Here is a 24,096-nt window from a genome sequence, read left to right on the forward strand (position 1 = left end):
GAATTCATGTAGCGACGCCCTGGACTGCCGCAAAAGGTCGGTTTAAGTGCCATCTGCCTGTCAGCAGAGGGCACTCACGTCCTGTTACTTCAAGGTTGTCGTGTAATTAACCGGAACCCCCTGGTCATTGATCACCGCATAACTCACTGACTCACCGGGTTTAGGCGGAGTGTGACTGTCAATGTAAGCATCAGATTGTGGGGCAAGAGTGAGATTTTTTATTGATTGCTGACCTTCAGAATAGACATTCATGCTCATGAACCAGGGAGTAGGGTTGGTTATGGCGATTTTATTCCCCTTTACCGCGAAACGGAGCTTTTCCGGATCGGTGGTCAGCGGGGCGTTTAGTCCCTCAGGCCGTATAAAGATTTTTAGCCGGATTCGCAGCGGTAACAACACTTTACGTTCAGCCGCGTTAAGCTCTTTTTTCAGCGCAGGGATCTGATAAATATTTAACCAGTAGAGGCTCTCTTTGTCCGCGGGCAGCGCCTGACGTGAAGTGAGTACCAGACGCAACGATCGCATTTCTCCTGGAAACATTTTTACAACCGGCGGTATGACTATGACAGGCGTAATGCTGGCGTCGGGTGAGAGAGTCAGATCACCGTCATCTGTCCAGATTTGCAAATACGTTTCGTTTTCGCCGCTGTTGACGACGTTAACCGACTGAGTCAGATCCGATTGATTGAAAACGATCCGGGTTTTATCCACATTGACCACCGCCCAGACGCTGAATGAGAGCAGGACGCCAGATAGCACTACGACGTTACTGAAAACTGACCACAACCTGTAACTGCGCATTGACTGTTCCTGCTGTAATAGTTTGCCCGCTGAGCGCTTCAAGAGAGGCGGTGAAATCACCGCTGTAAATATCAGCGCCTCCTGAGGAGATTTGCGACGTTAAATCTTTATAGGCATACCAGCCACGGCTGTTGCCCGTGCCCGTCACTGTTCTGTCAGGCAGTAAGTTGAGCGCCATATTATGACTGTCATAAATTTTTATACCGACGCCGGAGGCGGCAGCGCTGCTACCATAGCGGCTATCCAGCAGCCAGGTTAATCCGCCGCCAGCCGTCGTCAGCCCCAGATTTCTTGCCTGCGTCACCGCATTTGACTGGTTAACGAGAAAGCCCATAGCAACATTTGCTGACGTGATCGTCGATGTACTGATGCCGGAGATGGCACCGGACTCACACTGGATAGTGATATTAAAAGGAGCCTGACTTTTCCCGCCCACTGCAAGAGTATTCACGCTTACGGTAGGCAGCAGCACCACCGAAGGATAATCCTGCACTTCGCATAGCGCGCCACGCACATAGGTGACATTTGAGAAGGTGCTCCAGGCGGCGGGCCAGTTACGATAAAAACCATACCAGTAAGAGAGACTATCCTGGCCCACTTTCAGATTATTGGTATCCAGGCCTGGTCCTTTAAAAGCAATATATCCGCGAGGTTGTGTCCAGTTGTCCACATAGCGATTGCTGTTGCTGGCGTAATAGCGCGTAGAGTCTATTTTAAACATTTCATACAGCACATTGCTGAAAGCACTGGCCGGAATATAAATATAGGTGCCATCAGAATACCAGTCACTGGCTGTCAGTTGTCGGGCTTTCCAGTAGCGACTGTAATATTCGCCAGTTGTAAGGTTAGTTAGCCTGACGGCCACATTTGCAGCGACATCATAATAGGCGCCGTCCACTTCAGAGGTAATATATTGACCGGCATAGGGGCTGTCGCCATTGGTGGCATACATCTCATACAAACTGTCTGCATCTGCCACGGCGCAGCGATAAAGAATCTGGTTAGCTGAATAGGGAACATTGCTGGCCGATGAAAGAAAGCTGCCTACCGAACTGGCCAGCAGTGTGCCAGAGGGCTGAAAGGTCTTTCCGCTATTGATGCTGATCACAGATGGCAGGCCCACATTCCCTGAGCAGGTGTCGCAGGCGCCGGTCCAGTTTGCGGCGGTATAGCCTGCTGCAATCGCGCTTTGAGACAACGAGGACGTGGCGGTAACAACGCTGCAATTAGCCCAGACGGGTACATTGAACAGCAATAATAAGATATACAGGAAATATTTTTCGATTCTCACACGTTTAACCCTTATGGCAGACAGCATCCAGGCGAACAATATTCTCATTCACGCGACCGGTTATTTGATAATTAACAAAACATGTTTTATTGCCCTTATATTCCCAGTTTACCTTTAAGGTTCCAGAGTCATGCGGTACACGTGCATATAATTGCCCACCCTGGCCCACAATACCTATCACGGTATTATCAGCATCACGGACCTCGGTGCCCATTGGCGGGATTTCATGATCTTCATTTTTGAGCGCGATTAAGACGGCCTTACCCTGCAGCGTGGCAAAATTAATTCGGGTAACGGAACCGGCATAGGGCACAACGCGCTGGCTTCCGCCGCTTAATTCGGCATCAGCATTCATATAGCGTGTATCAAGGCTGACGGTGTTGGCCTGATATGGCGTCAGCGACGGCAGGATAGCGTAACCAAAATGATCAATGACGGCACCCTGTCCATTGCGTACACTGGCGCCCTGGGCACCATCCGCATGGATCAGCGCAAAAGTGTCGCTGGTATAAGGTCCGGCGGTAATGCCGCCGCGATGAATCAACAACGTACCAGAAAGCCCTAATCCAGCCTGGCGATAATTATCCCCCTGACCATAATTCGCTCTGACCGCGCCTGCGCGCGTATTCTGCTGAATATTTCCGCCGAACGAGACACGGTGGCCGCTATTACTTTGCGTATTTTCGGTTCCACCGTACAGGGACCAGGATCGCTGGTTGTTCTCGCCAGATGAACCGGTCAGTGAGAGAGTTGAATTGCGCGTTTCTTTAGACTGATTGTAGTTATAGGCCACTGAGGTAGTGTGATTGCCCCAGTTCAGCGGAACCGAGACATTCAGTGAAACGGTATTTTCGGTATATTTCTCGCGGTATGAGTTATCACCATCGTCCAGGTTCAGCCCGAAACGATCATAATTCCAGGTAGTACGCTGACGGGCAACGTTGAGACTGTAACTGATGTTATTCCAGCTGTTGCTGTAACCTAACTGAAGCTGAGTAATACGTGACCGGTTATTATAGTAATCTGCCGTGCTGCCGCTCAGGCTGATTAAGCCATAATCGGCCATTGACTGACTCAGGGTCACAGAAAAATTATTACGCTGATGCAGCGTATCTGAATAGTAACTGATGCCATTGTCCTGCTGGCGCCGAACGCCCAGCACATCCTGCAGGTCGCGATAACCGCTGGTTGAGTAACGATAGGCGGCCAGGACCAGGTTGGTGCCGGTTGCAAAGGTTTTGCTGTAGCTCAGCTCGGCGCGCCATCCCGAAGCATTTCTGTTCTGTGCGACCTTTGCATCAGAAAAGGTGGTGTTTAATCCCACTGCGCCCACTGCCGAAGTCCAGACACCGCCAAGCAGCCAGGCCTGATAGTCCTGAGCTAGCCGCGATCCTGCCGTAGCGGTCAGTCGGTTACTGATACCGCGCTGCAACAGCCCTTCGAAGAAGGTGTTATTAACTGAGTAGAATTGCCGTACCCGACCTAGTGCAACCGAGTAATGCCAGTTTCCCGGCCTGACCGAATCAGGAACGGAGGCATAAGGAACGGTAAACGAGGACGTTTTGCCATTGGCTTCAATAATCTCAACATCGAGATCGCCCTGGCTACGGGTATTGTACAAATCGTTGATAACGAAGGGACCAGGCGCCACGCTGGTCTCATAAATAACGCGATTCAGTTGCCTGACGATAACCCGGGCACTGGAGGAGGCCACACCGCGAATTTCGGGCGCATAACCACGCCGGCTTTGCGGACGCATCCTTTCATCGGTAGTGAGCTTAATACCATTATAAGAAAGGCTGCCAAACTGCGAACTTTCTGTATAGCTGTCGCCCAGTGTCAGCAGACTGTTCAGCGGTTCAATGGGGCGCTGAAGCCAGGTTCTGACCGTTGTGTAGCGAACATCGCTGCCGGTAACGTTATTGTCGATAAACCGCAGATTGCCCTGATGGCGCAGCTGCCAGTTATCAATATTAGTGCCCGCCGTGATGCCACTCCAGAGATACTGGTATCTGTAACCGGAAGCGGTATTTTCCGTCCAGCTATAATTGGTGTTATGCCGGATGAAAAGGGCGGAGATCCCTTTATCCCATTCGGCGACGGGAATATTTCCCCTGGGCAGATGAATTAACTCCGCATCCGGAATGGTGAACTGCAGCCGCAGTGAAGCCTGATCAAATTGCCAGCGAGCCGCTGATGACCAGTGACGCAAGGGCTGACAGCCCTCGCTGGCTGAGGATTTATTCAGTGACTTAAGGCTTAATGATTCAGCCACCTTCAGCGGGAGACAAGGTTCTATCGGCTGACCTTTCTCTGCTGACAGAAAGTTCAGGGTGACGCCGCTTTTAACCAGCTTATTGTTAACATAGATATCGACATAATAGTTGCCGGGGGCGATAGTCTGATGGTTAAACTGATCAATATTCTGGCCAAAGGCGGAACCTTTAAACAGCGAAGGATCGAAATAGTATTCATCAGCGTGTCCATACGTTGAAAAAGTAAATGATGCACAGAGAGGCAAAAAAAAGATGCGGATATTACCTGCCTGCAATCGGATAGTCTTCACTGACTTTAGCTCCCTGGTCATTCATTGCTGAAAGAGAAATCACGCTATTAGCTGATAAAGAGTGCGTTGCCGGTTTACACCTGACTACTTTTTTGGCAAAGGGCGCAATCATTTCGGCTTCGCAGGCTATTTTTTTGCCTGCTGTTTTTATTGAAACCTCTGTAAGTGAGAGATACCAGGGTTGAGTGTTGTTGATTTCAACTCCCTCTTTTTGCATCGTTACTTTTACACCGTCGAAAACATTAACCGGCTGACCAATCGCTTTAGGACGATAAAAGAGTTTCATGCGGTTACGTAACATTAAAACAATACTGTTACGGCCTGATTCCACCTGAATATTACCAGGGGGGATCTGCAGGGAGTTGAACCAGTAAATCGTCTCGCGATCCTGTGGTAATGAGACATTAGGTATGAATCGGATTCTTAAAACCTGGCCGGTCAGGGGCTGGATCCGAAACAGCGGTGGCGTGATAATGAAAGGTACGTCACTCTTATCGCCAGGTTGCGAATCCATATTGCCATTATCAAGCCAGGCCTGAATGACATAAGGAATATTATCGTTGTTCTTTAACTGAACATCGACGGAGAGAGCATTACCCGGATAAATAATTCGGCTGCCAAGAATAGTGACGCTTGCCTGGACGTTATCCGAAATAAACGTCATCAAAAAAATCAGTATTACCATTTTTAATGGGAACAGCATAATGCGCGAATACATGTCGGATATCTCAAGCGTGGCGTGCGTATCTGGCTATCCAGATACGCACGAAAAATATTACTGGTAAGTCACGGCATATTGCAGTGATGCGGTAACGGTACCCGCCGTTGGCGTGCCTGATGCGTAATAACGGGCAGAGTAGGTGGCAGAGCCAGAAGTTTCACCGGTCTTAAGTGTCAGATCACCGCTGCCGGTATAACCACTGGTCAGATTAACCACCGCATCTTTCGGATCGAGGATTTGTACCTCAACATTTTTTGCGGTTCCGGTGTTAGATAAATTACCGGCAGCGCTAACGTTATTCCCCACAAACACCGTCGAGATTTTGGTGGCAGAGGTACTGTCCCCGGCGCAGCCGCTAACGCCTACGGTGAAGGTGGTATCACCCGCAGTTGCACCAGAGGCAGCAAGGTCCGTAGTACTGACCGTTGGCAGCAGCACGACAGGGGACGCATTGTTGCCATTTACGGAAACAGAACAGGTTTCAGTGGTCACTTCTCCCTGAAAGTTGATGGTGTTATCTGAAGCTGCAAACACACTGGCTGACACCAGCCCGGCACTCATTAACACAGCAAGATTAAGCGTTCTGAATTTGGTGTTCATTTAATACTCCTTTATCATAATTATGCGGAAAATAACTGGTTGAGGCTGATGCCCATTTTCCGGCGAATGGCATCTTTGATGTTATAAACACGCTTGACTTCAACTCCCATTTCTCTGGCAATAATCGGCAGTGACAGCCCGTTCATCGCCAGATCAAGGAACCGAACTTCATCCTGTTTAAGTGCATTGACTTTTTTCCTGACCTCGCCTTTTAAACCGAAATAACAGCCCTGGATTTGTCTGTTTATCTCCTCCAGAGACAAATCGGCATAAATCACAGTTTGTATACGCAGGTCCTCTTTTTGCCAGTACGCCGCAAGCGGCTCCATATGGCGATCACTGACGATAATCAGCATTAATCCCGTATGTTTCAAATACTCAATCCAGTTGCTATTGGTAAAATACCTGACATTTTCTCTTGAGAAGTCAACGAATACACAACCTCTGCAAAAGAGACTCTCATATTTTCCAGCGACCATGCTGAGTATGGATGAAGAGAAAAAATGATTTCCTCCCGGCCATGTGGTGATTTTTTGCAATGGACATCTGCTATAAATGTCTGATGCGCGATGGGTGAGATCACAGCCATATTTACAACTGGCGCAGCGAATTTCCTCTCTGGTTATCTTTATCATAATATTTTGGCGTTGTTGCGAGAGTTGTGATTATTTTATCGATAAAAATCTCCGCATTTCAAGGCGATGAAAATTATCCGCTATTTCCTTCATTCAGATTTTTCTTAAGGAGCCACCTCCACGGGCGGGAGTAATATTTGTTGAAAATTCGGGACAAAAAAGACGACGACTCCCACAGCAACACTGAGAGACCAGGATTTTTTTACGTCCGTTAGGAATATTTCGCAAATATCGCCACTTTGATCAATAAAAATTCCGCACTCAAAGCTAAATATGAGTGAATTTTGATCAGAGATAAATCTTGTATTTAAGAATCACTGTAATGGCTTTGATAAGTTATTTCTTTACTGAATCTATTAGTACTTACCCCCTTATTCCATTGAAACGATGTGTATTTTAAAGAGGTTTAATAAAAAATTAGCGACGATATTTATAGCTCATATAACATTTAATTAAGAAAAATCCTGGTAACAAAGATGTTAATTGACACTCTTCCTATAAATATTGATCTAAATCAGTTATTTAGTGTATGGGAACATCACTATTTTGGGCAGTGTCATTAAAAGAAAAGAGATCTATATTTATTTCTTTCCCGGGGATTATTATTCAGATTTTGTATGCGAATAATCATTCTTGCTGTGCGAAATTTACGTTCTGCTTTTTTGTCAGATTATAATAAAAGACAAGGTAGTTAATGGATGACAGGACAGAGCAGGGACGTTACACCTCATTTTGTGTGTCGCTGATAGTGCTGAAAACGACCGGATGTCACTGACTCTTATTTTCAAGGCTCAGGGCAAAAGCATCACTGCGTTACGGTGACAGCCGTGCAATCGCAATGCGAATAGCTGGTATGAGTCCGGCTGACCAGACAGCCAGCAGAAAGCTGACTCAGGCTTTTTTGATCATTACAGGATTAACCTGGCAAGGAACGGAGTAAAGAAAGCGTAGCTACACGGGGACGCGTTTACGACAATTTAGTGGTACGCACGGCAGACAACGAGGATGAACATAAGCGGTGATGCATAGACGCCTCTACAGCATTTTTGTGGACGACAGCCCTGATGAATGCGCTAATTTTCACGTAGCGACGTCACTGCTTAAGTGAGTAGAGAAACGGTCAGAATGCGCAGCAGTGCATCCAGCCAGCCGCAAAGGGCGAAGTCGTCATTGCATCGTCCGGCTGCAAATCTCCGATATCAGGTTTGTTGATGAGAGGATAGCGTGTAGAGTCACTGAAGAAGATGTCCCGCAGGGAAAGCCATGCTGAATAACATAGCATCACATTATTTCAGTTTCGGAACAGAGTAAGCGACAGTAACAAGGTCAGGCAGACATTGTGATCTTTTCTGACAGATTTTGCTGTACAGAGGAAAACAGTCAGGATCAGCCCAAAATGGTGAGCAGACCATACAATAGTGCATCACGCTCCCGATCATAATCAATGTGCGCATAATGTATATTATGTTAAATAAGATATTAACAGTGCATTTATCGCCCTGGATTCTGCTCCGTTCTTTCCTGGTATTCCACCAATGGCACTGCCCTGCGCTTTCGAACTGATTCCTTCAAACTTACTGCCTGAAACCAACCCCGGACGACGATTCGGTCCGGGGTTGGTTTCATGACCGGTCAATTATTTGAGATGCGAATGCAACTCTTCACCCGCCTGATTAATAGCTGTTATGACCGTGGGTTCCTGACTTAACGCGTTCAGCAAACCGTAATCATGAATCATGCCATTGTAGCGCGTCACGGTAACCGGCACGCCTGCTGCATCCAGCTTACGACCGAACGCTTCACCTTCATCACGTAACACATCCAGCTCCGCAGTCTGAATCAGCGTTGGCGGCAGCCCCTTCAGCTGTTCAGTCGTGGCGCGCAGCGGTGATGCCAGGATGTTATTACGATCTTTTTCCGAAACGGCGTAGTTATCCCAGAACCACTTCATCATGTTTTTCGTCAGGAAATGACCGTCAGCAAATTGATCATACGACGCGGTGTCGAAACGCGCATCGGTAACCGGCCACAGCATCACATCCTAACGGATGGCCGGCGTTTTAAATTGTTTCGCCTGCAAGGCTACCGCCGCCACCATGTTACCGCCGACGCTATTACCAACCAGCGCAAGACGTTTTCCGTCAACGCCAATTTCAGCGCCATGTTCGGCGACCCATTTAGTGGCTTCATAGGCCTGAGTAATTGCCACCGGGAAATGGGCTTCTGGTGATGGTTGATAATTGACAAATACCGCAGCAGCGCCGGATGCATTCACCATGTCACGTACCAGTCGCTCATGGGTCGGAAAATCACCCAGCACCCAGCCACCGCCGTGGAAGAACATAAACACCGGCAAGGTGCTGCTGGCGTGCCCGGGCTTAACGATGGTCAGCGTCAGAGGCTTGCCCTGTATAGTGATGATCTTCTGTGAAATCTGTGCCGGCGGCAGTTCTGCGCCCTTCTGCGCACCCGTCAACACTGCTCGGGCATCTTTGACGGGGAGTTGCTCAATAGGTTTACCACTTCCGCTGTTGAGCGCCTTCAGGAAAGCGGCCACGCCTGCGGTCGGTTGCGGACTGTTTTCAGTGGGTGCAGCAAACACGGTACTCATCTGGCTGGCTAACAATAATGCACTGGCGATCAGTTTCATTTTCATCACAGGACTCCAATTAACTTGCTATTAAGTAGTGTGCTATCTGGTTGGCGCGACAATGACACGGCGAATCTTTATTGTAAACTACTAAATAGCACGCTATTTATGTGATGTCTTTACCCCTTCTGACTACTTTCGCCATTAACAAACTACTTTGCTGCTATCTGTATCGATTTTCAGCAATTAAGCACGACGCCTGAACGACTAAAAAAGTTAAAAGCATGGTACTTTTCTGGTTAAGTTCAGCATGGACGCCAACGGTGATCGATACCCTATCTCGCTGATCAGGCGTGCCGGATTCACTTTCTCATGCCATTCGCGCCGGAAAACAGCCCGCCTGCGAGTCGATACATGTCAGGCAGTTGATAACTGACGAGATGATTCTGTATATGCCGCTGTCAGTCACCGGCCTGACCCTGAGCTTTATCGATCGCATCCTGCAGCATCGATTCCATTGCGCCACCAGGGAATACCGTTACGGTCTCTGCGGTCGCACCCGCTACAGGCATCACAATGATTCCCGGCGTGCCCTGAAAGCCTGAATTTTTCGCCAGGATATCCGTGCGCGACAATGTGCCGAGCATATCGTTGTTTTTTAACTTACCGGCACCCGCTGCAGAAACCGCCTTAGTGACATCTTTGTGTGTCAGCGCCCCTTCAATATGACCACTGGCAAACAGTGCATTGTGGTAATTCATATAGGTATCGCCGCCCTTTTGCTGCCAGATTCTTAAACCTGTTTCGGCTGCTTCAAAAGAGGGTTTCCAGCGATAGCCAAAAATCGGCCACTCTTTAAAAATAAAGCGCACCTGAGGATTATTTTTCATCAATGACTGAATGACGGGTGCCTGACGGGCACAGACACTGCACTGATAATCGAAGAATTCTATAACCGCGACTTTAGCGTTCTCAGGCCCAATGGCAGGCACCGTTTTATCATTCAGCAATTCATCCTGATGTTGAATTGCCGCAGTGGTCATCGCTTTCATCTGCTCGTCATACTGAATTTTCTGCAGTTTCTGATCGACTTCAATCAGGAATTCCGGGTGCTTCAGCAGCCAGGCTTTCGCTATTTCGCCAATACGGGCTTCCTGTTCAGGTGTAAACAGCGGTTCATCGGCGGTGGCTGGAGTCTCAGCAGGTTTCTGCGGGATATCCCCATCCGTTTTGTGCGGCTCTGCTATTGCCGCCGGATGCGGCTCACTCTTTTCTGCCGCGGAAGGTGCATCAGCTGTCGGATTAACAGCCGGTGAAGGTTTATTACTGTCAGATTGTGGCTGAACCGGCGCACCTATCGTGGCTTCCTGGGGTGCCGGAGCCGAACCGGATGCAGCGACTGGCGCAGTCGCGACAGACTCTTGCTCTGCTGCTGTGGGTCCGGATGACGCTGTTGCTACGGAATCAGCGGGTTGCTGCAGTGCCGAAGCGTCTGGTGTCGCTGACGTGGCTGGCGAATCAGAAATGGCTGGCGGTTGCGAGCTCGTGTCCGGCTGTGAAACAGCGGATGCTGCAGGTTCAGGTTGGGTGCCTACGACGCTTTTGTCTGCGGGATCAGAAGCTGACAACTCTACCGCCATTGCAGTTGAAACGCCGTTAGCGCCAGCCAGTAACATAATGGCCAGCGCCAGTTTATTCATTCTCATTACTTGTCGTCCTGAATGTGAGGTCATCACTCTGAAGCCTGGCTGCCTGATGTTCCTTCCCGGCAGCGCCTGTAAGAGATCGCCTGCGCTGCAATGCCAGAGCAGGACAACAGTGATGACAAAAAAGCGCGGCGCTGCTTATGATGCAGCGCCGCTCTGGCTATTTTCATTAGCTGATCCTGTAACTTATTGACTTAAGTCATATAAAGCAGAGTTAAGCAGGTAACTGCCCTGCTTTTGTGACTGAATTGAGTATCGGCGAAGCTGACGCCTTTTTTCCTGCTGATGAGCAATAGCCGCACAAGGGTTGATTAATAAATGAAACAGTTTTGTATGATGTAACTAAAAACATACTCTCTTCTCAGAAATTTCACATTTCCTGCGGCTAATTATTTCTTTGCCCTCAGGCACATTACTCTCTCTGCACTGTCACCCGACTTCAGACAATCAATAAAGGAAACATTGATGAAAACTTCATATGCCTTGATCGCAACATTACTGATGACCTCTGGCGCATCCGCTATCGCAGCTCAGCCTGCTACCGCTAAAAACCCACTGAGCGTGCACGTTCTTAACCTGCAAACTGGCCAGCCAACGGCAGGCATCGAAGTTGAACTGGATCAGAAGCAGCAGGATAACTGGGTAAAACTGGCGTCAGGCGTCACCGATAACAATGGTCGCATCAGCGCCCTGTTCCCGCAGGACAAAATGGCCAGCGCGGGAAGCTACCGCGTGGTGTTTAAAACCGGTGACTTCTATAAAAAGAACAACCAGAAAACCTTCTTCCCGGAGATCCCGGTTGAGTTCAACATGGAAGCCAGCGGTGAGCACTACCACATCCCGTTGCTGCTGAGCCCGTTTGGTTACTCTACCTATCGCGGCAACTGATTCCGATCCGGCACTCAGGTGCCGGATTTCCCCTCTCCCGCTACCCGCGCCAGAAAGCACTCCACCAGCCAGTCGATAAATACCCGAAACCGTTGCGTCACGTGCCGGTTTTGCGGATAAACCAGATGAAACGGATAACCCGCAGGACGTCATTCGTGCAGAATCTCAACCATTTCTCCCTGCAGCAGAATCGACGACAGCGAATAATCAAATGTCTGAATGATCCCAGGCCCTGCCAGTCCCGCGGCCAGATGCGCGTTGCTTTCATTGACGCCAATGCGATGCGCACAGGTGATCTCAATTTTCTCTCCCTGACGTTCGAACCGAAGCGGAAATGGCTTGCCGGTTTGCGGCGAGAGATAACTCACCAGCCTGTGACCGTTGCGCAGTTCATCAGGATAGGCGGGCACACCAAACTCAATGCCGCAGAACTGTTTGTCGATGTCGGAATGGCACAGGTCTGACAGTCACCCTGTAGCTGAATATCAGACCCGGGTGATTGTCATTATCCGTTACGCAGAATCCCGGTTCGCCGGGCGTGTGCAGCAAAGCGCGCCAGGCTGAACCGTTAACGGATCAATCCCTGTCTGAGACTGCAGGCTGCGTTGATCTGTAACCTGAATCCGGCACGCCGTCATAAAATGTCACGTTGAAGAAACATCCACCTGGCAAATCCCCGGCTATAGTTATTGCCTGTCACATCAGTCATAAAACCATGGAGATAACATGAGCCAACTTTTTTCCACTGTCTCGCTGGGCGAACTTACGCTGGATAACCGCATTGTGATTGCGCCGATGTGCCAGTACTCCGCTGAAGCGGGCAATGCGACCGCCTGGCACCGGATCCATCTTGGCCAGCTGGCCTTTTCCGGCGCAGGTCTGATGATTATTGAAGCCACTGCCGTAGAGGATATTGGTCGCATCTCCCCTGGCGATCTCGGTTTGTGGAATGATGATAATGAAGCTGCGCTGAAAACGGTTCTGGAAGATGTCCGCCGCTACTCCTCTATTCCGGTTGGTATTCAGCTGGGCCATGCGGGACGCAAAGCGTCGTGTGCCGTACCCTGGGAAGGCGGTAAGCAGATTGCGCCTGAAGCCGGCGGCTGGCAAACCGTGGCTCCGTCCGCACTGAGCTACAGCGCGGATGAAGTGAAACCGGTTGCCATGAACACTGACGATCTGGCGCGGGTAAAACAGGCCTTTGTCGACAGCGCCCTGCGTGCGGTGCGTCTGGGAATTCAACTTATCGAAGTTCATGCCGCACACGGCTACCTGCTGCATCAGTTTCTGTCGCCGCTGTCGAATCAGCGCAGTGATGAATATGGCGGCTCGCTGGAAAACCGTATGCGCTTCCCGCTGGAAGTCTTCAAAGCCGTTCGCGATGCCGTACCCGCTTCCGTGCCGGTAGGCGTGCGCATTTCTGCCACTGACTGGGTTGAAGGCGGCTGGGAGATCAATCAGTCAATCGCCTTCTCGCGTGAGCTGGAAGCACTGAACAGTGCCTATATTCATGTCTCAAGTGGTGGTTTGTCGGAAGATCAGAAAATCAGCGTCGGACCCAATTATCAGGTACCGTTCGCCCGCGATATTCGTGAGCAGGTGTCGATTCCGGTGATTGCGGTCGGCTTAATCACTGAGCCGCAGCAGGCAGAAGATCTGCTGCAACAGGGTGAAGCTGACCTGGTGGCGCTGGCGCGCGGTATTCTCTACGATCCGCGCTGGCCGTGGCACGCAGCCGCTGCGCTGGATGGCAAAGTCCAGGTTCCGCCACAGTATCTGCGTTCCGAACCGCACGATGTAAAAGGCATCCTGACGCAGGATCAGTAAGCTTTAACGGGCAGACCGCATTAACGGCGGTCTGCCCGTTCTCTTATAAAATGCCTTTCAGCCGCAGATGCTGCAGCAGCATGATGGTCTTGGCATCCACAATCTCACCCTGGTCAATCGCCTGTAACGCCTGGTCGAAACCGATCTCAAGCACCTCGATATCTTCACCCTCTTCCGCTATTCCGCCGCCATCACCGCTACGCTGCTGATCGCCATACTCGGCAATAAAAAAGTAGAGTTTTTCAGTAACCGAACCGGGGCTCATAAAGGCTTCAAACACCTTCTGCACATGGCTGACGCGAAAACCGGTTTCCTCTTCAGCTTCGGCAACAATACGCGCTTCCGGCGAAGCGTTATCCAGCAGACCGGCGGCCGCTTCAATCAGAAAGCCATCATGCCCGTTCAGGAAAATCGGAAAGCGAAACTGACGGGTCAGTACCACCGTACGTTTGACACGGTTGTAGAGCAGGATCACTGCGCCATTACCGCGGTCATAGGCTTCACGGCTCTGCTCCTGCCAGCGACCGTCACGGCGCAGCAGTGAGAACGTATATTTCTTCAGGGTATACCAGTTGTCTGACAGCAACTGCTCATTGATGATGCGCACGCGGGGATGGTTCTGCTGCATGATGCTCTCCAGGATAGGTAGACAGCCATCACGCTATCATGCACAATCGTGCAACTTCAAGAAAAAACATGCAGAGACAAGTGATGCTATCCAGCCAGCGAAAACAGACGATTCTCGCCCTGCTCGCCCAGGAAAAACAGGTGCAGTCGCGCGAACTCAGCCAGCGTTTTGGCCTCTCCGAAGACTCTATCCGCCGCGACCTGCGTGAACTGGCGGCTGAAGGATTATTGCAGCGGGTACATGGCGGCGCGCTGCCGGTTTCCGCTGCGCTGGCAACGTTTGAAACACGCAAAAGCGTGCAGACTGCTTCCAAAAAGGTTATTGCGCAAAAAGCGGTTTCACTGATCCAGCCCGGACAGATCGTACTGATTGATGGCGGGACCACCAGCGCGGAACTGGTGCGACGGTTACCCGCCACGCTGAGCTTTACCGCGGTTACGCACAGTCCCAGCGTGGCGCTGGCGTTAGCCGATCATCCACTCGTGGAGATCATACTGATTGGCGGGCAGCTCTATAAACATTCAGTGGTGACGGTGGGCGCAGCGATGCTGGAGTCGATCAACCGCATCAATGCCGATCTCTTTTTTATGGGCGTCACCGGCGTGCATCCGGCGGCGGGCCTGACCACCGGGAATTTTGAAGAGGCGACGGTCAAGCGTGCGCTGGCAGGACGCGCAGCGGAAACCGTGGTGCTGGCGTCAGCGGAAAAGCTGAACTCCGCCTCGGCATTTGCCATTGGCGACCTGTCGCTGGCCAGCACGCTGGTCGTGGAAACGCAGCCGGATGAGGCGCTGCGACAGGCGCTAGGCCAGCAGGGTGTGACGATCATCTGAGTTCGTAGCAGGCCTGCAGCGCAAGATGCGGACCGCTCAAGGGTCGCTGTGTGTCAGGAAACTGCTGTGCTACTGGCGTCATTGAGCTTTGCGCCAGGGCCACCGCAACGGCTCCCTGTTGATAAGCCTGCTCTGCTGCTGCTGCAATCAGCGCAAAATAGCGCGTCGTTTCCCCCGCTTTAAACGCCGCCCACGCTCCCTCCACCAGCGCGACCTCCACCTGGCTGCCGGGCTGACAGAAAAGTGCCCGCGTCGCCGCCAGCGTTGATTCTGCCGCACAGAGCGCGACTGTGCGCCCTGCGTGACGCTGCAGTGCCTCTGCCAGCATTCCGTCGGTGCGCATAACCCGATCCTGCGCGCTGAAATCACCGGCAACTGGGCCCAGCGTCGAGCAGGTGATCAGCACCGCATCAAACTGCGGCAGCAGCGTTTCAATCATTTGGGCAATACGGCGGCGTAACGCAGCCGTCATCCCGCCGCTGCGTTCCGCTTCTGCCAGCAGCGCAGGCATCACCAGATGATTCAGCGGCGGATTGTCACGCGCTAGTGCGCTGGCGGCATCATCAAATATCGCGATATTACTGGCCGCGGTGTGAAAGCAAAGAATGTTCAGGGTGAACTCCGGTACAGGTCAGATTGCGGGTTGCCAGGCTGCATGCTGGATAACAATACGATAACCATCCCCGTCGATAAATGTCACGCCCCGTTGGTCCCAGTAAGGATTCAATGCAGGAATCCTCTGTCATCCATGGAGCCATTAACTCTTTCGGTGTTGCTTTTGTTAAACCCTGATACAGATTGAAGGCATAAAAAAACCCGCCTTAGCGGGTTTGGGAGGAAGCTGACAGTCAACAAGCCTTTGCTTCGCGTGAACGCACTGTGCCTGAGCGCTCCGCAAGATCAAAAGATTCTTTGAGCTGACGCATTGCTTCCGCTTTACGCTCTGCAACTGTCATTTTCTTCAGGGTTGAAATATCGTGTGTTGAGTACATAACCTCTTCCTCCTTCGCCTATGGCGGTATTCACTTCATACATTACATCACGGGGCGGATGCTGTAAAACCCGGTCATAGAAGCGTTTTAGCTTCTCTGTTTCGGCAATCGCAAAATATGCCCTGGCCCTGTAAGCCTTGTGGTGAAGCGTAATGATAGTCGCCACCCTCTGACCTGGGTGCGTGTCATGCCGCACTGCTGATGACTCGCCTGCCCGTTTTTTGCAAGCGGATGTGAACAGCCGTCAGCCTGAATCCATGACGCGAATGGTCCTGCATCCGCTATGTCCCCGTGGTTAGCCCCCTATGCCCTGTTATCCGTAAATCAGCTTACCGCTCACAGCGCTAAACGCATTCCCGCCGTGGTCATCTACACTTTCCTGGTATTCATAGGGTGATGCCCTGAGCATTGCCCGGCTATAAAAGGATGACAATATGACTGAACAAGCAACCCAGAACCACGCCTGGTTACTGGCTTCACGCCCACACGGTGAGCCGACCAAAGAGAATTTCCGCCATGTGGCGCAGCCCGTCCCGGAAATTAAAGAGGGTGAAGTACTGCTGAAGACCATCTATCTCTCGCTTGACCCCTACATGCGTGGGCGGATGGACGAGGGTAAATCCTACGCCGCGCCGGCAGAGCTGGATCAGCCGATGGTGGGCGGCACCGTCTGTCAGGTCGCCGAATCGAAAAACAGCGACTTTAAGACCGGTGACTGGGTGCTGGCGCAGAGTGGCTGGCAGGAATATGCCGTCTCCGATGGCAAAGAGATTGCGAAGCTGGGTAACGATCTGCCTCATCCCTCATGGGCGCTGGGTATTCTCGGTATGCCAGGCTTTACAGCCTATATGGGTCTGATGGATATTGGTCAGCCGAAAGCGGGTGAAACTCTGGTCGTTGCCGCCGCAACCGGTCCGGTGGGCGCAACGGTCGGTCAGTTGGGTAAACAGAAAGGCTGCCGTGTCGTTGGTGTGGCGGGCGGTGAAGAAAAATGCCGTTACGCGGTCGATACGCTGGGCTTTGATGCCTGCCTCGATCACCACAGCGCCGACTTTGAAGAGCAGCTGAAAAACGCCTGCCCGGATGGCATCGATATCTACTTCGAAAACGTCGGTGGCAAAGTGTTTGATGCCGTGTTCCCGCTGCTGAACACCGCTGCGCGCGTGCCGGTCTGTGGTCTGGTCTCGGCTTACAGCCAGCGTGAGCTGCCGCAAGGCCCGGACAGAACCTCTCTGATCATGGCGGGCATTCTGAAACGCCGTATCCGTATGCAGGGCTTTATCATCTTCCAGGATTATGGTGACCGTTACCCTGAGTTCCTGGAGGCGATGCGTCCGCTGGTGGAGAACAAAAAAATCCACTATCGCGAGCACATGATTGAAGGATTAGAGAACGCGCCACAGGCGTTTATCGATATGCTTAATGGCAAAAACTTCGGTAAAACCGTGGTGAACGTCGGCGCCTGATGACGTTAGCGTGCCGCGTCACTGACGTGGCACGCCATTAATCAGTGCGGCTGCCGGGAAACGTGTTCGGCAGCTGCACGATTTGCCGCACTCACCGCTTCTGCCAGCGTTGCCCCGCTACTCAGCAGCTGACATAACACGCCGACAAAACAATCCCCGGCACCGTGGGTGCTCACCAGCGTCACCTTCTGCGCCGCCAGTGTATGAGTCTCTCCCGCCTCGCTGTAAGCCACACCATGTTCACCAGCGGTAACCACCACTCTGGCAAACCGGCTGGCCAGCGATTCCGCCGCTGAGCGCGCCGACGTCAGATCCTGCACGCTAATCCCGCACATATCGCGCGCTTCAATGGCGTTCACCACCAGCAGATCGATACAGTTTTCAAACGCGGCTGACAACGGCCGGGCGGGCGCGGCGTTGACGCAGACCGTAATCCCCCGCTGCTGTGCCGCCCGGGCAGCACAGAGGTTCACCGCTTCAGGGACTTCATTTTGCAGCACCAGCAGCGACACCTCCTGCCAGAAGCCGGGTTGCTCAAAGGTCTCCAGCGGGATCTGCTGATTGGCATTGGAGACCACCACCGCACCGTAATCTCCTTCGGCATCGGTAATCGCCACGCTCATTCCGGAGGGAAGTGCATCAATGATGCTGACGGCGGTGCAATCGACCCCGGCCTGCTGCAGATGATCCAGCAGGAATTGTCCCTGCTGATCGCGCCCCACTGAACCGGCAAAGCGCACGGCAGCGCCCGCTTGTGCCGCTGCGACGGCCTGATTACCACCCTTGCCACCAAACTTATAGTGACAGGCGCTGCCCATCACCGTTTCGCCTTTTTCCGGGCGATGGTGTGCATCCAGCATAATGTCGTAGTGAAGACTGCCGGTGACTGCAATTTTGCTCATAGCTAGAATTCCCGCAGATCCTGAACCGCATGCTGGGTTTTCATCAGGTTCTTCTCCGCCCGCTTCAGATCTTTCTTGGCGATAGCGACAAACAGCGCATCCAGAATATTGAGCTGGGCGATGCGTGACGCGGCGTTTTCACCCAGCAGATGCGATCCCTGAGAGGTTGAATTGAGGACCACATGCGCACTCTGCGCGATCGGGGATTCGGCGTAGTTGGTAATGGCGATAACCTTCGCACCATTCCTTCCTGCCAGTTTCACCGGATCGTTCACCGCACGCGTAGCACCCGAATGGCTGATGGCGATAACCACATCGTCATCAGATAACACGGCGGCTGACATCAGCATGATGTGGGCGTCGTCATAGGCAGTCGACTTGATGCCAATCTTCAGCATCTTGTGTGACAGGTCCCGCGCCACAGCAGCAGAACCGCCCACGGCATAGAGATCGATATGACGCGCTTTAAAGATAATATCCGCCGCACGATTGAATTCAGAAACATCCAGAATCGATAAGGTCTCTTCAATCGCCTGGATAGAGGTTCTGAAAACTTTGGCCAGCAACTGCTCCGACGAATCATCCGGCTCAATTTCCGCATGCAGCCCTGCCACTTCAGACTGGTTGTAATAGATCAGGCCACTTCTGAAATGCCTGAAGCCGGTAAAGTTAAGTTTTTTGGTAATCTTAACGATCATCGCTTCAGAGACATTATTCTCCCGCGCAATCTCCTTTAATGAGGATTGCTCGGTAATGTCGGTTCGGGCAATTATCGCCTCAGCTACCCGACGTTCTAACGGCGTCAGCTGGGGCAAACGCATACGAATCTGAGCGCCAATGGCTCGCGGATCTTGCTTCATTACTTGCCTCGGGTCGCCCGGTCAATCAACATCGCTATGATAATAATAAGGCCGGTAGCGAGCAATTGGTAAAAGGCCTGAATGTTCAGTAAGGTCAAGCCATTACGTAACGCACCGAGGATAACCACGCCGATCAGCGTCCCGAAGATACTGCCCTTGCCGCCCATTAACGACGCACCGCCAATGGCCGCCGCCGCAATCGCATCCAGTTCCCACAGATTGCCGATAGTCGGTTCGGCAGCCCCCAGACGACCAATCAGAATCAGCGAGGCCAGTGAAGCCAGTAGGCCGGAGAAGATATAGACCGTGACCTTGGTGCGCTTAACCGGCACACCTGCGACCCGCGCCGCCTCTTCATTGCCGCCAATCGCCAGAATATATTCCCCCAGCGGGGTCTTATTCATCACCGTCCACAGCAGCAGCGCAATCACCGCCACAATCACAATCGGCGTCGGGATACCGAAAAGCGTACTGTTGATCAGGCTGCGAAATTCCAGCGGAATACCAAAGATGGGATTGCCGCCGGTGTAGATCAGCGCAATTGCCCGGAACAGCGACAGGCCGCCCAGCGTGACAATAAACGGCTGCAGTCCGGCATAGGCGATCAGCGTGCCGCTGAACAGCCCGCACATCGCGCCCACACCCAGCGTAGCGAGGATCGCCAGCGGCACCGGCACGCCCGATGCCATCAGGGTTGCACCCAGCACCGCAGAGAGCGCCGCCGTGGGGCCGACCGAGAGGTCAATCCCGCCGGAGATAATCACCAGCGTCATGCCCAGTGCGATCAGGGCGTTGATTGAGGACTGCTGCAGAATATTCAGCAGATTAGGCAGTGTGAAAAAGACCGGCGACAGAAACGAAAATGTCACCACGATAATCAGTAAGCCAATTAAGGTACCGGCATCGCGCAGATTAAATTTAAGCCGCAGCGCAGGTCGGGTACCCGGCCCGGTAGATGTCTGAGTTGTCATAGTTATAACCTTAAATAGTGTCAGGTAAGCGGTCAGGCGGTCTGGTCGATATCTTTAATGGCATAACGGGCAATGTTCTCTTCGGTGATCGCGCTGCCGGTTAACTCTTTGGTGATCCGGCCCTCGCGCATCACCAGCACCCGATCGGAGATGCGCATGATCTCGGTCATTTCTGACGACACCACCACAATGGCTTTGCCCGCCTGGGCCAGTTTTTCAATCAGGTGATAGATTTCAGACTTGGCACCAATATCGATACCGCGCGTCGGCTCATCAAACAGAAACACATTGGCATCCGCCGCAACCCAGCGGCCGATGATCACTTTTTGCTGATTGCCGCCGCTCAGCGTGCCGATGGTTTTCTCAATGTCGAGCGGGCGCAGTTTCAGGTCGCCCATGACCTTCAGCGCCTCGCGGTCCAGCCGGGCCTGGTTCATCAGCCCCGCCGACGTGAAGCGGTGCATCGACGGCAGCGCCATATTCATCTTCACCGCCCGCTCTTTGATAATGCCCTCTTTCTTGCGGTCTTCTGGTACCAGGCCAATGCCCGCCTTGATCGCCGCACGCACGTTGTGGTTCTTCACCGTGGCACCGTTGACGCTCACCGTGCCACGGGTGCGCCTGTCGATACCGGCAATCAGCTTCAGCAGTTCGGTGCGTCCCGCGCCGACCAGCCCGGCAATCCCCAGCACTTCGCCCGCACGAACGCTGAAGTTTGCCGCCACCACCTCATTGCCACGCGTCAGATCCTCTACCCGCAGCACTTCGCGATCGGTGACAAACGCCTGATGGTCAAGCTTGTCGATCTTCCGTCCGACCATTTTGGCGACGATGCTCTCCTCATCCTCATCACTGATGTTGACCACCCCCACCTGCTTTCCGTCACGCATAATGGTGGCGCGATCGCAGACCCGGAAAATCTCATTCATCTTGTGCGAGACATAGATCAGCGAGACGCCGGTCGACTTCAGATCGCCAATCAGCTCTGCAAGCCGGTCAAATTCGCGTGGCGTCAGGCTGGAGGTCGGCTCATCCATGGCGATGATTTTGGCGTCATCCAGCAGCGCCCGGGCAATCTCAACAATCTGCTGCTGCGATACCTTGAGGTTCCTGATCGGCGTATCGGGATCGATAGTGGGATCCAGCGTCTTCAGTATCAGGGTAGCCCGTGCCAGCTGGGCCTTTTTATCCACCCACCAGCCCCCGGCGCGGGTCAGCGGGCGACCCAGAAACATGTTCTGCGCCACGGAAAGCTCAGGCACATGCTGCAACTCCTGGTGGATCATCGCGATCCCGGCCTGACGGGCGCTGAGCGGACTGCGGATCTGCACCCGGTTTCCGTTGACGCTGATCTCCCCGCTGTCCGCGCCGCGAACGCCGGAGAGGATATTCAGCAGCGTCGACTTACCCGCGCCGTTTTCCCCAATCAGCGCGTGCACCTCGCCGGGCCGCACTGAGAAATCGACATCCTGCAGCGCGGCGGCGTTACCGTAACTTTTGCTGATGCCACGCATCATTAAGCGAAACTGTTCCATACCCGCTCCCGCTGACTTATTGTTGAGCCAGCAGCTGACGCAACCGGTTGTTGTCTTTGGTTGAGAACGCCTCAACATTCTCTTTGGTGATGAGCGCCTGAGGTGTCGAGACAACGCGCGACAGTTTCTGTCCGTTAATCAGACGGATAATGACGTCCATCGCCACTTCACCGGTCAGCACCGGGAAGCTGTCGACCGTCCCGGTCAGCTCGCCGCGCTTAATCGAGGCGTAGGCATCGGAAATACCGTCAGTGCCAAAGATGGCCACCTGTGATGCTTTGTTCTGCGCACGTACCGCCTCCACTACGCCCAGCGCCATGGTGTCGTTGTTGGCGTAGAAGCCGATCAGATCGGGATGCTGCTGCAGAATGGTCGATGCGGCGTTAAAAGCCTGCTCACGACTCCAGTTGGCGGGCACGCTGGCCACGATGGTGAACTTACCGGCGCTGTCCAGCGTCTCTTTAAAGCCACGGGTGCGCTGTCCGGCGGCATAAACCCCTGGCTGCCCTTCAATTACCGCCACTTTGCCGCCCTGCGGATGGTGCTGAATAAACCATTTCGCCACCCGCACGCCATTATCCTTCTGGACGTTGCCGACGTAGTAGCGCGCATTCGGCATTACCGCATCATTAACGTTAACCACCGGAATATTTTTACTGTTGGCACTCTCCAGTGCAGGCTCCAGATTGATGTCGGTCTGCGGCGAGACCAGCAGGCCGTTAAAGCCCTGCGAGATCAGGGTTTCCGCAATGGAGAGCTGACCGAGCTGATCGTCTTCATTGGCCGCCGCCTGATAAGCGACAGTGAAACCATACTTTTTCGCCGCGTTCTGGTAGCCCTGGCCGAGTGAGCGCCAGTATTCATTGGTCAGGGTTTTTGATACCCCGCCAATCTTCAGCGATTTATCGACTTTTGGCAGTGCGCCATATTTGGTGTCGAGCTGGGTCCAGTCGGTGCGATCCGGTTCGGTATCGGATTGCAGCGGTGCCAGTTCTGCCGCATAAACCGTGCTGCAGAGCAGTGAGGAGGCGATAAGAGCAAGCAGGCGTTTTTTCATTTTTTATTCTCAGGGTGTTGGGTAGAGGTGTGATGTTTTATGATTAATCGGCTGTCAGCGGGCCAGCATGATGTCATTGACGATCTGCTGAGAAGCCACCGCATCCTGCCGCCCGATGGCCGCCAGTAACGCCGCGTTGTCGTGCAGCTGGTCACACAGCCTCAGCAGACGGGTCACGGTCGCAATATTGCTTTCTGCTTCACGGATCGGGTCAAGACCGCTGGCATCCGGGAAGGTATCGAAGTAGTAGGCACCGCGGTAGCCATCACGCTGCATCTGCCAGAGAAACTCCAGCGTGGCGCGTGGGTTAACTGAACCAACCATCAGGCCGTCATCACGCTTGCCCCAGCCGTCATTGAGGTCCAGCCCCAGCAGCCGTGAGCGGCGCGCCACCATGGCGGCGGCGTAAGCCGGGATCTCATTGGCAAACAGTACATGAGCAAAATCCAGGGTGATCCCCAGGTTGGCGCAGCCCGCCTCTTCCACGGCCAGCAGACAGGTGGTGGCGTTGGGAAAGATGCTGTAGGCGCGCGGCTCATTGGGTTTATATTCGATGCTGACGTCAACGTCCGGTGCATACTCCGCCACTTCACGCACGGCGCTGACCGCATCCTCCCAGATCTTCTTATAGTCCGCCTGGAAGCAGTAATCGAAACCGTCCTGCCCCATCCACAGCGTCATCAGCCGTGAACCAAATTCCCGACCCGCGTCAATGCCCCGTTTGGTCAGCTCAATCGCTTCGCGACGCACTTTCGCGTCGGGATGGGTAAACGCGCCGATTTTGAACTGCGGCGCGTCCCAGCGCATCTGCATACCGTTAACGGCCAGACCCGCATCACTGATCGCCTGGCGCAGTGTGGGGATATCGCTGGTGAGATGCTGCGGAAAGTTGAGGTCGAGATGCGTTAAGCCTTTGACCTTGCCTGCACGGGCAACCATCTGCAGCACAGAGGGCTTGCCCTGCTGATCGGGCCAGTAGAGGTGTGCCCCCGAGGCGAAAGAGTTAAGACGGGTAGCAAATTTCAGTTCCGACATGAGCATCAATCCTTCAGAGTGCGTATTGTGAAGTACTTTTCTTATTCACGATTAATTGTGAAGTCATATATTAATCTACGCCTCGCGACTTAATGCGCAAGTCTGTCAGGCAGGAGAAATCGTTAAAGCGGGAGCGCTGTCACGAAATGGTTTCGATGCGTTATCAGATGATGTGGATGCGGAGATGAAAGA

20 protein-coding genes and 3 pseudogenes are annotated in these 24,096 nt (G+C 52.8%); 4 read left to right on the forward strand and 19 right to left on the reverse strand.

All coding sequences use genetic code 11. The annotated features are described in order from the left end of the window. Positions 1 to 84: 84 nt before the first annotated feature. The 8 genes and pseudogenes from EPG66_RS02245 to EPG66_RS02280 all read right to left on the reverse strand — a co-directional run bounded on the left by EPG66_RS02245 (position 85) and on the right by EPG66_RS02280 (position 10,910). On the reverse strand, positions 85 to 801 hold the full coding sequence (locus EPG66_RS02245) for a fimbrial assembly chaperone (protein WP_182685857.1): 717 nt from the start codon (positions 799 to 801) through the stop codon (positions 85 to 87). Beyond that, a complete protein-coding gene (gene stbD, locus EPG66_RS02250) occupies positions 767 to 2,119 on the reverse strand; it encodes a fimbrial usher protein StbD (protein WP_163658579.1) in 1,353 nt (450 codons plus the stop codon). Before stbD ends, EPG66_RS02245 begins: the two co-directional genes overlap by 35 nt. Further along, positions 2,097 to 4,658, reverse strand: a complete 2,562-nt coding sequence (locus EPG66_RS02255; RefSeq protein ID WP_039386599.1) for a fimbrial outer membrane usher protein — start codon at positions 4,656 to 4,658, stop codon at positions 2,097 to 2,099. Before EPG66_RS02255 ends, stbD begins: the two co-directional genes overlap by 23 nt. Then, positions 4,630 to 5,376: a fimbria/pilus periplasmic chaperone gene (locus tag EPG66_RS02260; protein ID WP_182685859.1), complete on the reverse strand. Its 747-nt coding sequence runs from the start codon at positions 5,374 to 5,376 to the stop codon at positions 4,630 to 4,632. Before EPG66_RS02260 ends, EPG66_RS02255 begins: the two co-directional genes overlap by 29 nt. Positions 5,377 to 5,433: 57 nt before the next feature. After that, positions 5,434 to 5,979 carry a fimbrial protein gene (locus EPG66_RS02265; RefSeq protein WP_069026279.1) on the reverse strand — a complete coding sequence of 182 codons (546 nt, stop codon included), beginning with the start codon at positions 5,977 to 5,979 and terminating at the stop codon, positions 5,434 to 5,436. 20 nt (positions 5,980 to 5,999) lie between these two features. After that, positions 6,000 to 6,518 carry a helix-turn-helix domain-containing protein gene (locus EPG66_RS22935; RefSeq protein WP_227028290.1) on the reverse strand — a complete coding sequence of 173 codons (519 nt, stop codon included), beginning with the start codon at positions 6,516 to 6,518 and terminating at the stop codon, positions 6,000 to 6,002. Between the two features lie 1,732 nt (positions 6,519 to 8,250). Continuing rightward, positions 8,251 to 9,270, reverse strand: a pseudogene (locus EPG66_RS02275) (alpha/beta hydrolase). A 395-nt stretch (positions 9,271 to 9,665) separates the two neighbouring features. Beyond that, on the reverse strand, positions 9,666 to 10,910 hold the full coding sequence (locus EPG66_RS02280) for a DsbA family protein (RefSeq protein ID WP_182685860.1): 1,245 nt from the start codon (positions 10,908 to 10,910) through the stop codon (positions 9,666 to 9,668). Between the two features lie 465 nt (positions 10,911 to 11,375). Between EPG66_RS02280 and uraH the strand changes: the two genes are divergently transcribed. Further along, positions 11,376 to 11,798, forward strand: coding sequence for a hydroxyisourate hydrolase (gene uraH / locus EPG66_RS02285; RefSeq protein ID WP_031592308.1), 423 nt, complete (start codon positions 11,376 to 11,378; stop codon positions 11,796 to 11,798). 14 nt (positions 11,799 to 11,812) lie between these two features. On the opposite strand, the pseudogene EPG66_RS02290 reads toward uraH, so the two are convergent. Continuing rightward, a pseudogene (locus EPG66_RS02290) lies at positions 11,813 to 12,214 on the reverse strand (LysR substrate-binding domain-containing protein); the annotation flags it as partial. A gap of 310 nt (positions 12,215 to 12,524) precedes the next feature. Here EPG66_RS02290 and EPG66_RS02295 point away from each other — a divergent pair. Next, positions 12,525 to 13,625, forward strand: coding sequence for an NADH:flavin oxidoreductase/NADH oxidase (locus EPG66_RS02295; RefSeq protein ID WP_031592311.1), 1,101 nt, complete (start codon positions 12,525 to 12,527; stop codon positions 13,623 to 13,625). Positions 13,626 to 13,668: 43 nt separating this feature from the next. Here EPG66_RS02295 and EPG66_RS02300 read toward each other — a convergent pair whose 3' ends face one another. Then, a complete protein-coding gene (locus EPG66_RS02300) occupies positions 13,669 to 14,253 on the reverse strand; it encodes an NUDIX hydrolase (protein ID WP_069026277.1) in 585 nt (194 codons plus the stop codon). Positions 14,254 to 14,336: 83 nt separating this feature from the next. Here EPG66_RS02300 and EPG66_RS02305 point away from each other — a divergent pair, with 83 nt between their 5' ends. After that, positions 14,337 to 15,086 carry a DeoR/GlpR family DNA-binding transcription regulator gene (locus EPG66_RS02305; protein WP_069026276.1) on the forward strand — a complete coding sequence of 250 codons (750 nt, stop codon included), beginning with the start codon at positions 14,337 to 14,339 and terminating at the stop codon, positions 15,084 to 15,086. Here EPG66_RS02305 and EPG66_RS02310 read toward each other — a convergent pair. From EPG66_RS02310 to EPG66_RS02315, 3 genes and pseudogenes are all read right to left on the reverse strand, one after another. Beyond that, positions 15,079 to 15,597 carry a glutamate racemase gene (locus tag EPG66_RS02310; protein ID WP_081325955.1) on the reverse strand — a complete coding sequence of 173 codons (519 nt, stop codon included), beginning with the start codon at positions 15,595 to 15,597 and terminating at the stop codon, positions 15,079 to 15,081. The two genes, EPG66_RS02305 and EPG66_RS02310, sit on opposite strands and share 8 nt — an antisense overlap. Before the next feature lie 120 nt (positions 15,598 to 15,717). Then, positions 15,718 to 15,825: pseudogene (locus tag EPG66_RS22940) on the reverse strand (VOC family protein); the annotation flags it as partial. Between the two features lie 109 nt (positions 15,826 to 15,934). Continuing rightward, complete coding sequence (locus tag EPG66_RS02315; RefSeq protein WP_167620264.1) at positions 15,935 to 16,078, reverse strand: hypothetical protein; 144 nt, start codon at positions 16,076 to 16,078, stop codon at positions 15,935 to 15,937. Positions 16,079 to 16,512: 434 nt separating this feature from the next. Here EPG66_RS02315 and EPG66_RS02320 point away from each other — a divergent pair, with 434 nt between their 5' ends. Next, a complete protein-coding gene (locus tag EPG66_RS02320; RefSeq protein ID WP_010244937.1) occupies positions 16,513 to 17,544 on the forward strand; it encodes an NADP-dependent oxidoreductase in 1,032 nt (343 codons plus the stop codon). Between the two features lie 41 nt (positions 17,545 to 17,585). Here the strand turns inward: EPG66_RS02320 and EPG66_RS02325 are convergent, their stop codons facing one another. Genes EPG66_RS02325 through EPG66_RS02350 form a run of 6 tightly spaced genes read right to left on the reverse strand, consistent with a single transcriptional unit; the run spans position 17,586 to position 23,904 of the window. Beyond that, positions 17,586 to 18,446, reverse strand: coding sequence for a PfkB family carbohydrate kinase (locus EPG66_RS02325; RefSeq protein WP_182685863.1), 861 nt, complete (start codon positions 18,444 to 18,446; stop codon positions 17,586 to 17,588). 2 nt (positions 18,447 to 18,448) lie between these two features. After that, a complete protein-coding gene (locus EPG66_RS02330; RefSeq protein ID WP_099257399.1) occupies positions 18,449 to 19,306 on the reverse strand; it encodes a MurR/RpiR family transcriptional regulator in 858 nt (285 codons plus the stop codon). Beyond that, complete coding sequence (locus EPG66_RS02335) at positions 19,306 to 20,277, reverse strand: ABC transporter permease (protein WP_010244946.1); 972 nt, start codon at positions 20,275 to 20,277, stop codon at positions 19,306 to 19,308. Before EPG66_RS02335 ends, EPG66_RS02330 begins: the two co-directional genes overlap by 1 nt. Before the next feature lie 32 nt (positions 20,278 to 20,309). Continuing rightward, entirely contained in the window at positions 20,310 to 21,812 is a 1,503-nt protein-coding gene (locus tag EPG66_RS02340) for a sugar ABC transporter ATP-binding protein (protein ID WP_182685865.1), read from the reverse strand. Positions 21,813 to 21,828: 16 nt separating this feature from the next. Continuing rightward, positions 21,829 to 22,869, reverse strand: a complete 1,041-nt coding sequence (locus tag EPG66_RS02345) for a sugar ABC transporter substrate-binding protein (protein ID WP_031592324.1) — start codon at positions 22,867 to 22,869, stop codon at positions 21,829 to 21,831. A 54-nt stretch (positions 22,870 to 22,923) separates the two neighbouring features. After that, complete coding sequence (locus EPG66_RS02350; protein ID WP_022625661.1) at positions 22,924 to 23,904, reverse strand: TIM barrel protein; 981 nt, start codon at positions 23,902 to 23,904, stop codon at positions 22,924 to 22,926. Positions 23,905 to 24,096: the final 192 nt, after the last annotated feature.

Origin of the sequence: Pantoea pleuroti, from assembly GCF_014156615.1 — a bacterium.
GTDB classification, from domain to species: Bacteria; Pseudomonadota; Gammaproteobacteria; order Enterobacterales; family Enterobacteriaceae; genus Pantoea; species Pantoea agglomerans.

Bases quoted from the DNA above. Each gene is read 5' to 3' on its own strand.
- EPG66_RS02300 (WP_069026277.1), bottom strand. From the start codon at position 14,253: ATGCAGCAGAACCATCCCCGCGTGCGCATCATCAATGAGCAGTTGCTG.
- EPG66_RS02315 (WP_167620264.1), bottom strand. From the start codon at position 16,078: ATGTACTCAACACACGATATTTCAACCCTGAAGAAAATGACAGTTGCA.
- stbD (WP_163658579.1), bottom strand. From the start codon at position 2,119: ATGCTGTCTGCCATAAGGGTTAAACGTGTGAGAATCGAAAAATATTTC.
- EPG66_RS02345 (WP_031592324.1), bottom strand. From the start codon at position 22,869: ATGAAAAAACGCCTGCTTGCTCTTATCGCCTCCTCACTGCTCTGCAGC.
- EPG66_RS02280 (WP_182685860.1), bottom strand. From the start codon at position 10,910: ATGAGAATGAATAAACTGGCGCTGGCCATTATGTTACTGGCTGGCGCT.
- EPG66_RS02305 (WP_069026276.1), top strand. From the start codon at position 14,337: ATGCTATCCAGCCAGCGAAAACAGACGATTCTCGCCCTGCTCGCCCAG.
- EPG66_RS02350 (WP_022625661.1), bottom strand. From the start codon at position 23,904: ATGTCGGAACTGAAATTTGCTACCCGTCTTAACTCTTTCGCCTCGGGG.
- EPG66_RS02295 (WP_031592311.1), top strand. From the start codon at position 12,525: ATGAGCCAACTTTTTTCCACTGTCTCGCTGGGCGAACTTACGCTGGAT.
- EPG66_RS02330 (WP_099257399.1), bottom strand. From the start codon at position 19,306: ATGAAGCAAGATCCGCGAGCCATTGGCGCTCAGATTCGTATGCGTTTG.
- uraH (WP_031592308.1), top strand. From the start codon at position 11,376: ATGAAAACTTCATATGCCTTGATCGCAACATTACTGATGACCTCTGGC.
- EPG66_RS02335 (WP_010244946.1), bottom strand. From the start codon at position 20,277: ATGACAACTCAGACATCTACCGGGCCGGGTACCCGACCTGCGCTGCGG.
- EPG66_RS02320 (WP_010244937.1), top strand. From the start codon at position 16,513: ATGACTGAACAAGCAACCCAGAACCACGCCTGGTTACTGGCTTCACGC.
- EPG66_RS02260 (WP_182685859.1), bottom strand. From the start codon at position 5,376: ATGTATTCGCGCATTATGCTGTTCCCATTAAAAATGGTAATACTGATT.
- EPG66_RS02325 (WP_182685863.1), bottom strand. From the start codon at position 18,446: ATGAGCAAAATTGCAGTCACCGGCAGTCTTCACTACGACATTATGCTG.
- EPG66_RS02265 (WP_069026279.1), bottom strand. From the start codon at position 5,979: ATGAACACCAAATTCAGAACGCTTAATCTTGCTGTGTTAATGAGTGCC.
- EPG66_RS02340 (WP_182685865.1), bottom strand. From the start codon at position 21,812: ATGGAACAGTTTCGCTTAATGATGCGTGGCATCAGCAAAAGTTACGGT.
- EPG66_RS02245 (WP_182685857.1), bottom strand. From the start codon at position 801: ATGCGCAGTTACAGGTTGTGGTCAGTTTTCAGTAACGTCGTAGTGCTA.
- EPG66_RS02310 (WP_081325955.1), bottom strand. From the start codon at position 15,597: ATGCCTGCGCTGCTGGCAGAAGCGGAACGCAGCGGCGGGATGACGGCT.